The sequence below is a fragment of the Halomonas sp. 707D4 genome, from assembly GCF_024158685.1.
Lineage (GTDB): Bacteria > Pseudomonadota > Gammaproteobacteria > Pseudomonadales > Halomonadaceae > Vreelandella.
Map to the genome: position 1 here is coordinate 1 of NZ_JAMZBD010000679.1, position 1,288 is coordinate 1,288.

The 1,288-nt window shown below is 66.0% G+C and carries 2 protein-coding genes and 1 pseudogene; all 3 read right to left on the reverse strand.

All coding sequences use genetic code 11. From position 1 onward, the window contains the following. The coding region (locus tag BIS11_RS17830; protein ID WP_253586761.1) for a TRAP transporter large permease subunit at positions 1-488 on the reverse strand (488 nt) is incomplete at its 3' end. A gap of 4 nt (positions 489-492) precedes the next feature. Next, entirely contained in the window at positions 493-996 is a 504-nt protein-coding gene (locus BIS11_RS17835; protein ID WP_253425523.1) for a TRAP transporter small permease, read from the reverse strand. A 68-nt stretch (positions 997-1,064) separates the two neighbouring features. After that, a pseudogene (locus tag BIS11_RS17840) lies at positions 1,065-1,288 on the reverse strand (C4-dicarboxylate ABC transporter substrate-binding protein); the annotation flags it as partial.

Here is a 1,288-nt window from a genome sequence, read left to right on the forward strand (position 1 = left end):
CCGGTCACCGCCGCGTAGACGATCATCACCCCCGACGGCGGAATGATGATGCCCAGCGACCCCGACGAGACCAGCACGCCGATGGAGAACGGGCCGGAGTAGCCCTCCTTGCGCATGGCCGGGTAGAGCAGCGACCCCACCGCCACCACCGTGGCCGGGCTCGAGCCGGAGATGGCGCCGAAGAACATGCTCGACGACACGGCGGTCATCCCCATGCCACCGGTAAAGCGCCCCACCAGCAGGTTGGCGAAACGGATGATGCGCCGGGAAAGCCCGCCCGCACTCATCAGGCTACCGGTGAGGATGAAAAACGGAATGGCCATCAGCGGAAACTTGTCGAGCCCGGCGAACAGGCGCTCGACCACGATGGCCAAGGGAATATGGCTGAAACCCGCCATGGTCGCCATGACCGAGCCCGCCAGGGCGATGAAGATCGGCAGGCCGACCAGCATCGAGAGCGCCAGCAGCGCGAGAAACGTCACGATCATGGCGCTATCCAATCTGTTCCAGGTGGGAAGAGGGTCGCTCGCTATCACACAGCGTGCGCAGAAAGTGTTGGGCGAAGCGCAGCGCCATCAGGCCGGCCCCCACGGGAATGGCCAACTGCACTACCCACATGGGCGCCTGCAGCGCGGAGCTCACCTGGCCAAACCGCTGGGTCTGCTCGGTGAGCTCGATGCCGTAGAACACCAGAAAGGCGCAGAACACGACGGAAAGACCGTGAACCAGCAGCGTGATCGCCTTGGCCACCGGCGCCGGGCTGAAGCGGCGCAGGATATCGATACCGATATGGATCCCCTGACGCGCGGCCACGCTCGCCCCCAGCAGCACCATCCAGACGATCTGGTAGCGCACCAGCTCCTCCGCCCAGGAGAAGCCATCGTTGAACACGTAGCGCGCCACGACGTTGGCGAACAGAATGCACGAGGCCGACAGGATCAGCGTGCCGATGAGGATCTCCTCGGCGCGGGACAGCACCGCATCAAGTGCGCGCATGGCGAAAGCTCCCAGGCAAGGCGAAGACGACAGGGCCCGCCACGCGGCCGGGCCCGGCGAAACACGAATTACTGCGCATCGGCGATGGCTTGCTCGAACGTCGCCACAAGCTCGGTGCCGATGTCGCTGGCGAAGCGCTCGTGCACCGAGGCGGTCGCGTCCCGGAAGGCGGCCAGCTGGTCGTCGTCCAGGGTGCTGACCTGGGTGCCGCTGCCCTCGATGGTGGCGATGTAGCCCTCTTCGCGCCGCGCGGTTTCCTCGCGCTGAAACGTCGTGGTCTCGCGGGCCGCTT